This window comes from uncultured Campylobacter sp. (assembly GCF_938018145.1).
Lineage (GTDB): Bacteria > Campylobacterota > Campylobacteria > Campylobacterales > Campylobacteraceae > Campylobacter_A.
Map to the genome: position 1 here is coordinate 1 of NZ_CALIII010000464.1, position 8480 is coordinate 8480.

The window sequence follows — 8480 nt, forward strand, 5'->3', positions numbered from 1 at the left end:
GCTCTTAGCTCGCCGCTAATCGTCGGTATTTATGACGAAAACGGCGAGTTTATAGAGCAAATTTCTAGCGAAGAAAAATCCGACGTCTCTCTCGTAAAAATAATGGACGAGATTTTAAACGGCGGTAAATTTAACCTACAAAAAATCATCTACGCAAACGGCCCGGGAAGCTTTATGGGCGTGAAAGTCGCATACGTCGTTTTAAAGACGATTAGTATCGTAAAAGAGTGCGAATTTTACGCGGTTAGCGGCTTTGAGCTAAACGGCGGCGCTCCGATACGGGCGAATAAAAACTTAAGCTTCGTAGATACGCCTGAAGGCATCAAGCTACAAAAAGCGCAAGCGGGCGAATTTGGCTTGCCGCAAAATTTAGCCGTTTTAAATCTAAATTTAGATACCCTACCAAATTACGTTATTCAAGCCGTTTAGGAGATTTCTTGCAAATTTTAGTTCCCGCCACGAGCGCAAACATTGGCCCCGGTTTTGACGCTCTAGGACTTGCCTTAGAGCTACACAACACTGTCGAGATAACGAGGGCAAATTTCGCCTCCGTGAGCATTTTGGGCGAAGGCAAAGACAACGCGCTTCTTAAAAAAAACAACATTTTTTTATCTATTTTCAATGAAATTTACGTCAAACTAACGGGCAAAAAAGATACTTTTCGTATGATTTTTACCAATCAAATCCCGTTTTCTCGCGGCCTTGGAAGCTCCTCTGCGGTCATCACTTCAGCCATCGCGGCAGCTTACGCAGCAGCTGGGTTTAAGGCTGATAAAAGCGCTATTTTAAACCAGGCGCTAGTTTACGAAAACCACCCGGACAACATAGCTCCGGCGACGCTTGGCGGCTTTGTTAGCTCCGTCGTTGAAAACGGCAAAGTAAAATCTCTAAAAAAACCTTTAAGTGCCGATATAAAAGCCGCCGTCGTGATCCCGGATAAGCCGATGAGCACGAACGAATCTCGCGCCAAGCTACCTAAAAATTTCACTATGGGCGAGTGCGTTAGCAACCTCTCTCACGCCGCATTTCTCACGGCTTGCTTTTTTAGCGAAAATTACGAGCTTCTGAGAACCGCAGCAAAAGACGTCATGCACGAACAAATCCGCATGCAAAATCTGCCAGAGCTCTTTGAAGCGCGCAAGATAGCCTACGAAAACGGCGCTCTTTTAAGCACGCTTTCAGGCAGCGGATCGAGCTTTTTAAACATCGTTTACGCGGACGATGCGGCAAATTTAAAACAAAAACTGCAAGATAAATTTAAGAGCTTTCGAGTTGAAATTTTTAATTTTGACAACGACGGGATAAAAATCCTACAAAGCTAAAAAAAAGCTAAAAGAAGTTATAATAATGGCTCAAAAATTTATCCCTATCAGGACGTGCGTAGTCTGCAAAAAGCGCTTTGAACAGCAAATTTTGCGTAGATACAGACTGATAAATTCTTCGCTATTTTTCGGAAACGGAAACGGACGCAGCTTTTATCTTTGCGAGGAATGTCTAAAAAAAGACGAGAAAATTTTAAGAAAATCGCTCGGAAGAGTCGCAGGTAGCTTTATAGCGACGCTACAAAACGGGCAAAATTTAAAGGAGATACTCTTAAATGGGGACTGTTCGAATTTCAGAGATAGCAAATGAGCTCGGCTACAATAGCAAAGAGGTTTTAGAAAAGGCTATTGAGCTTGGGCTAAAGGTCAAAACGCACTCAAGCGGCGTTAGTCCTGAAGAAGCGGCGGCGCTATACACCTACATCCAAACCGGCGAGATCCCCGAAGCTCTCAAGAAAAAACCGGAAAAGAAAAAACCGACCGTTAAAAAAGCGGAAGCCAAAGAGAGCAAAGAGGAAAAAGAAAGCAAGCCAAAAGAGGCTAAAAAACCAACCGCCGCAAAAGAAGAAAAGCCTTTGCCAAAAGAAAAAGTAGAAACAAAAAACGACAAAAAATCTGAAAAAGAGCAAAAAACAGTCATTCAAAAACCGGCCGAAAAAGCGCCGGAGCCAAAAATCCAAGCAGCTTCTAAAGAGGAGCCAAAAGCCCAGCCTGTCGCCACCGAGCCAGTTCAGCCAAAAGAAAGCCTAGCCGATGTTAGCCTGCAAAAAAGACGCGGTCTAGTTATCGTAAAAAAGAAAAAAGACGAGCAACCAGCACCTAGAGCAAGCGAGAGAAAAGAGTCTGCGCCGGCGCTAAATTTGGAAAGTATGTTTAAATTTAGCGACGAAAAGATCGAGCGCAAAAAGAAAAAAGAGAAAAAACCGGTCATCGCAACTAAAAAAGACGGCGCTACAAAGATGGATCTACTCGGCGACCGCGACATGGCCGACATCGTGATAGACGATGAGGATGTGGTTATATTGCCTGATTTTTCCGTACGAACGCAAACTCCGGAGCCTCAAAAAATCAAACAACCGACAAATACGGGCTACAAGCCGGTACTAAATACATCGGTAAGTTCATTTCTAGAGCAAGGTACTGCGCGCAGGCCTCGCAAAAAACATAAAAAATCGCAACGCGCCGACCATAACGGCGAGGCGGTAACCTACGTCGAGATACCAAAAGAGATCCGTCTTTACGAATTTGCCGACAAGATCAACAAGCAACCGAGCGAAATCATCGGCAAGCTCTTTATGCTCGGCATGATGACGACCAAAAACGACTTCCTAGACGAGGATGCGATAGAAATTTTAGCCGATGAATTCGGTATCGAGGTAAATATCGTCGATACGCAAGAAGCGTTTGACTACGTTAAAGCCTACGACGAAGAAGAGGAGCAACTAGACGATGCAAATTTGACCGTCCGAGCTCCTGTTATAACCATCATGGGTCACGTCGATCACGGTAAAACCTCGCTACTAGACTACATCAGAAACTCGCGCGTGGCAGCGGGCGAAGCGGGCGGCATCACGCAACACGTGGGCGCCTACATGGTAAATAAAAACGGTAAAAATATTACCTTTATCGACACTCCGGGCCACGAAGCTTTCACGGCTATGCGCGCTAGAGGAGCCAAGATCACCGATATCGTCATCATCGTGGTCGCAGCCGACGACGGCGTGAAACCGCAAACCAAAGAGGCCGTGAGTCACGCAAAAGCCGCGGGCGTGCCTATCATCATCGCGATAAACAAGATGGATAAAGAGGCTGCAAACCCAGACAAAGTAAAAAGCGAGCTAGCCGAGCTAGATATCCTATCTACCGACTGGGGCGGCACGTACGAGTTCGTACCGATCTCCGCAAAAACGGGTATGGGTATAGACGATCTGCTTGAGATCGTACTCTTGCAGGCTGAAATTTTAGAACTAAAAGCAAACGCAAAGACAAATGCCAAAGCAGCTATAATAGAAAGCTCTCAGCAAAAAGGCCGCGGTCCTGTCGCTACGGTTATCGTAGAAAACGGCACCCTAAGAGTCGGCGATATCGTGGTTGCAGGCGTCGCATACGGCAAGATAAGAACGATAACCGACGATCAAGGCAAAATTTTAAAAGAGATAAAACCGGGCGAATGCGGCGTGATAATGGGCCTTAGCGAAATTCCTGAAGCCGGCGAAACGCTAATAAGCGTCAAAACCGACAAAGAAGCCCGCGAATACGCACAGAAAAAGGCCGAATATTTGCGCCAAAAAGAGCTCAGCAAGACAACGAAAGTAAGCCTAGAAGAGCTTAGCGAAAAGATCGCCGAGGGCGAGCTAAAATCGCTCCCTGTCATCGTAAAAGCCGACGTGGGCGGCTCGCTAGAAGCCATCAAGGCAAGCCTAGAAAAGCTTCGCAACGACGAGATAAAAGTAAATATCATCCACTCAGGCGTGGGCGGCATCACCCAAAGCGACGTAGAGCTAGCCAGAGCGAGCGAAAACTCCGTGATTTTAGGCTTTAATATAAGACCAACGGGCGAAGTGAAAGAAAAAGCCAAAGAAAGCGGCGTCGAGATCAAAACCTACAACGTCATCTATAACCTACTTGACGACGTCAAGGCGATCCTAAGCGGTCTAATGTCGCCTGTTATCCACGAGGAGCAGCTCGGTCAAGCACAAGTACGCCAGGTCATCAACGTCCCTAAAGTAGGCGCGATCGCAGGCTGCATGGTGACGGAAGGCACGATAAACCGCGGCGCGAAAATCCGCCTAATCAGAAACGGCGTAGTCGTACACGAGGGCACCGTAAGCTCGCTAAAACGCTTCAAGGACGACGTGAGAGAGGTAGCGCGCGGCTTTGAGTGCGGCGTAGGTATCGACGGCTACAACGACATCAGAGAAGGCGACTACATCGAGAGCTTTAAAGAAGTAGAGGAGCAAGCCAGCCTATGAACCCCTCGGAGATAAAGCGCCTGCGCACGCAAAGCGTACTAAAAGAGCTACTACCCGAAGCTCTATCTACGCTTGAGGATGAGCTTTTACGCGGACTTTGCGTAACCGACGTCGAGTGCAAAAAAGGCAGATATGACGCGTTCGTATACCTCGATAAGATGATGTTTGACGAGCGCGAGCAGGCCTATATACTAGACCGCCTAAAACGCGTATCAAAGCATCTGCAAAATCACTGCATGGCTGCCGAGGGCTGGTATAGAGCGCCAAATTTTCACTTTAAATTTGACGACAGGCTCGAGTACCAAAACCACATGGACGATTTGTTTGAAAAAATCTCAGAGGATCTAAATAAAAATGCAAAATCTTGAAAATCTGATCTCGCAGTGCGGCGTGCAGCTCTACGACGTCGAGGTCGCAAACGAAAACGGCAGAGCCATTTATAGGATCTACATCGCAAAGCCCGGCGGCGTAAATTTAGACGACTGCGAAAAGGTTTCGCGCCTACTCTCGCCGATATTTGACGTCGAGCCGCCGCTTAGCGGAGACTACGTGCTAGAGGTTAGCTCGCCCGGACTTGAGCGAAAGCTAGAAAAACCGAGCCATTTTATCTCAAGTATCGGCGAACTGGCTAAAATCTCAGCCGAAGTAGACGGCGAAAATAAAAAGCTAAAAGGCAAAATCATATCCGCCGACGACGATGAGATATCGTTTGAGAGCGAAGGTCAAATTTTAAAGATAAAAATCTCGAATATAAAAAAGGCAAAAACCTATATCGAGTGGTAAGCCGCAAATTTAAAGGCTCAAATTTGAGTTAAATTTTACAAATTTGAGTTCTTTAAATTTATATCGCAAAGCTTAAACGCGCCACAGTCAAATTTCTCAAATTTAACCTCAAATTTACAAACCACCTCCGTGTAAATTTAAAATTTCGCTAAAAAGCGTAAAAATGGGCGACGCAAATTTCGGCGATTCTACCCGCCTACTCCCCAAAGCGCACAGCGTAAATTTAATACCCGACTAGCAAAACATAAGCTAACTTTGGCTATAATCCCTAAATTTTTTAAAAAGTAGGAATCATGAGCTTTTTAGATATTTTTTCCAAAACAAGAAAGCAACAATCCGCTCCTAGCGAGGCTCCGGCGCACTGGGTCAAATGCGACAGCTGTCACTCGCTGATGTATTACAAAGAGGTCGAGGCAAATTTTAACGTCTGTCCAAAGTGCGGTTTTCACATGAGATTAGCCGCCGATAAGAGGATAGCGATGATCTGCGACGAAGGCAGTTTCGTCGAGCTTGATACCAAGCTAAAGCCCGTCGATCCGATCAAATTCGTCGATAAAAAATCCTATAAAAAACGCATAAGCGAAAACGAGGAAAAAACCGGCAGAAGCTCGGCCGTGATCTGCGGCGAAGCCAAGATCGACGGCATGAACGTGCAGCTAGCGGTTTTTGATTTTAGCTTTATGGGCGGGTCTTTAGGCTCGGTCGAGGGCGAAAAGATCGTGCGCGCCGTAAAAAGATCGCTCGATAAAAAGCAGCCTCTCATCATCGTTTCGGCTTCGGGCGGAGCGAGGATGCAGGAGAGTACGTTTTCGCTAATGCAGATGTCAAAGACCTCAGCCGCGCTAAAGCTACTTGACGAGGCTAAAGTGCCGTATATCTCGGTCCTAACCGATCCTACGATGGGCGGAGTTAGCGCGTCTTTTGCGTGGCTGGGCGACGTCATCATCGCAGAGCCGGGCGCTCTCATCGGCTTTGCCGGACAGCGCGTTATCAAACAAACCATCGGAGCCGATCTGCCTGAGGGCTTTCAAAGATCGGAGTTTTTGCTAGAGCACGGCCTAATAGACGCCATAGTCGAGCGCAAAGAGCATAAGCAGTTTTTAAGCGATATGATAAGGTTGCTCTCAAACAACCCGGCCTACGCCGCCAAGCAGCCTAGCGCTCAAAATTTGGACGACGAGGAATAAATTTGGAAATTTCCGTGTTTTGCATCCAAAAGTCAAAACGTGAAAATTTTGAAAACGAGATCAAAGAGTACGCGAAGATGTCGTCGAAATTCGCCAAAATTTCAGACGTCGTTATATTTAACGACAAGATCGCCAAAGCCCAAAGCAAAGGGCGAGATGAGGCGTTAAAAGCCTACGACGAGGTTTATGAGCCAAATTTAAACGGCTTTTGCGTGGCGCTTGACGAAGCGGGCCGCGAATTTAACAGCGAGGAGTTTGCCAAACTCATCTCTGATAAGGCTCAAATTTCATTTTTTATCGGCGGAGCTTACGGGCTGAGCCAAAATTTTAAACAAAAAACCGACGCTGTCGTTAGCCTAAGCCGCATGACGATGGCGCACAAGATAGCAAAGCTTATGCTTCACGAGCAGATTTTCAGAGCTCTTTGCATAAACGCGAACCACCCATATCACAAATAAAGGAAAAAAATGCGCAAAAGCGACCTGGAGCAGTTTAAGGCACTTTTACTGGAGCGAAAAGCACAGATAACTAAAAATATTTTAGACTCGTCAAACGAGATGGCAGGGCTACGCCAAAGCGGCGTCAGCGACGAGTTTGATATCGCCTCCGTAAACGCCGATCAGCTCATCGAGCAATCAATCAGCGCTCAACAAAGACAAGAACTAGCCGAGATCGATGTCTCGCTGCGAAAGATCGCCGACAAAACCTACGGCATCTGCGAGATGTGCGAGGAGGATATCGGGCTGGCGCGTTTGCGCGTCAAACCGCACGCAAAATACTGCATCACCTGCCGTGAGATAGTGGAAAAAACCGCAAAATAGGGGTACGCCATGCAAATCAAACGTTTTATAGTCTACGCCGTGCTTTACCTGATCGTAGTCGGCGCAATCGTTTATCTTTTCGAGGGCGGCTCTTACGAGCTTCATCTTAAATTTGCCATTTTCGGTAGCGACGTAGAGTATGCGTTAAGTTTACCTGTTGCCGTGTGGATGATACTGCCGCCTGCGATTTTGACGCTATTTTGCGTGCTTCACATGGCCTATCACGGGTTTAAATTTTACGCCTTTAAACGCAAAATTTCGCACGACGAGAAATTTTACAGAGAGCTTGGTAAGGAAATTTTGCTAGGCCTTGATACGAACAAAGACTTTAAAACGAACTTTTATAAAATCCCGTCCCAGATAGCTAGAATCCTCTCGCCGTGGGATAGATACAAGGACGCAAATATCGAGGGCGAGGAGCTACAAAACGTCCTAAGCATAATGCGCGCGGTCAAAAACGGCGAAGTCGCCGACCTAAAGAAATTTAAGCTACCTAAGGACAATCCGCTCTTTATCAAAAACGAGCTAAACAAAATAGCAAATTTGGACGGATACTATCTGGAAACGCTTAAAAAATCCATGGGTGATCAAGGCGAAATCGCTCGCGAAGCAAGGCAAAAGCTAATAAATTTAGGCTCGCTCGCCGATATCAAAAAATTTGCTCCAGATCTGGACGAAAAAGAGATCATGACTCTTATCGCCCGCTTTGCCAAAGACGAGATAAATTTGAGCAACGACGAGATTTTGGAGCTGTTAAATTCGGATAAAATTTCAAAAGACAGCTTTGGTATCAGCGCCGCGACGCTAAAAAGCAAAATCGCTCCGGACGCTATCATCGGCATATTCGAGCGCCTCAAAAACGAACGCCAAGAGGCGCAGGAAGCGTACGTCTATCTGCTGTTTGAGTTTGAGATGCTCGAGCGCGCGCAGGAAGTTTTAGCAGGCCTTGAAGCCGGCGAATATCAAAATTTCCGCACCCTGCTATACCTCAGACAAAACGGCAAAAACGTCCCGACAGATCTATTTTTCAAGCACGCGCATTGCTGATAGATTTTTCAAAAAAGCCGCTTTTTCTAGCTCCGCTCGCGGGCTTTTCGGATCTGCCGCTTAGAAGCGTGGTCAAGCAGTTTGGCTGCGACGTGACTGTAAGCGAGATGATAAGTGCAAACGCCCTAGTTTACGAGGGTAGTAAAACGCTTGAGATGCTCAAAAAATCGCCGCTTGAAACGCCCTATATCGTGCAGATCGCAGGCAGCGACGCGGATATCGTCAAAAAGGCGGTTGAGATTTTAAACGGTATCGAGGGCATCGACGGTATCGATCTAAACTGCGGCTGCCCGGTGCCAAAGGTCGTCAAACAGTCCGCGGGCTCTGCTCTGCTAAAAGATATCTCGA

11 protein-coding genes are annotated in these 8480 nt (G+C 46.7%); all 11 read left to right on the forward strand.

What is annotated here, in order from left to right:
• Positions 1–429 (forward strand): hypothetical protein (locus Q0338_RS10905; protein WP_298086733.1); only part of this gene is annotated, 429 nt, incomplete at its 5' end.
• 8 nt (positions 430–437) lie between these two features.
• Positions 438–1322, forward strand: coding sequence for a homoserine kinase (gene thrB / locus Q0338_RS10910; protein WP_298086734.1), 885 nt, complete (start codon positions 438–440; stop codon positions 1320–1322).
• Between the two features lie 25 nt (positions 1323–1347).
• On the forward strand, positions 1348–1632 hold the full coding sequence (locus Q0338_RS10915) for a DUF448 domain-containing protein (RefSeq protein WP_002947517.1): 285 nt from the start codon (positions 1348–1350) through the stop codon (positions 1630–1632).
• A complete protein-coding gene (gene infB / locus Q0338_RS10920) occupies positions 1598–4294 on the forward strand; it encodes a translation initiation factor IF-2 (RefSeq protein ID WP_298086735.1) in 2697 nt (898 codons plus the stop codon). The genes Q0338_RS10915 and infB overlap by 35 nt, the downstream gene beginning before the upstream one ends.
• A complete protein-coding gene (gene rbfA / locus Q0338_RS10925) occupies positions 4291–4662 on the forward strand; it encodes a 30S ribosome-binding factor RbfA (RefSeq protein ID WP_002943703.1) in 372 nt (123 codons plus the stop codon). The genes infB and rbfA overlap by 4 nt, the downstream gene beginning before the upstream one ends.
• Positions 4649–5077, forward strand: a complete 429-nt coding sequence (rimP, locus tag Q0338_RS10930) for a ribosome maturation factor RimP (RefSeq protein ID WP_298086736.1) — start codon at positions 4649–4651, stop codon at positions 5075–5077. The genes rbfA and rimP overlap by 14 nt, the downstream gene beginning before the upstream one ends.
• A 293-nt stretch (positions 5078–5370) precedes the next feature.
• The gene (gene accD, locus Q0338_RS10935) at positions 5371–6264 is read left to right on the forward strand and encodes an acetyl-CoA carboxylase, carboxyltransferase subunit beta (RefSeq protein ID WP_122863291.1); all 894 of its coding nucleotides are present in this window, start codon (positions 5371–5373) and stop codon (positions 6262–6264) included.
• Positions 6265–6266: 2 nt separating this feature from the next.
• Positions 6267–6722 (forward strand): 23S rRNA (pseudouridine(1915)-N(3))-methyltransferase RlmH, encoded by a 456-nt coding sequence (locus Q0338_RS10940; protein WP_002947511.1) that lies wholly within the window; start codon positions 6267–6269, stop codon positions 6720–6722.
• Between the two features lie 9 nt (positions 6723–6731).
• A complete protein-coding gene (dksA, locus tag Q0338_RS10945; RefSeq protein ID WP_002952411.1) occupies positions 6732–7085 on the forward strand; it encodes an RNA polymerase-binding protein DksA in 354 nt (117 codons plus the stop codon).
• A gap of 9 nt (positions 7086–7094) precedes the next feature.
• Entirely contained in the window at positions 7095–8132 is a 1038-nt protein-coding gene (locus tag Q0338_RS10950) for a LapA family protein (protein WP_298086737.1), read from the forward strand.
• Positions 8129–8480 (forward strand): tRNA-dihydrouridine synthase family protein (locus Q0338_RS10955; RefSeq protein ID WP_298086738.1); only part of this gene is annotated, 352 nt, incomplete at its 3' end. The genes Q0338_RS10950 and Q0338_RS10955, both read left to right, overlap by 4 nt.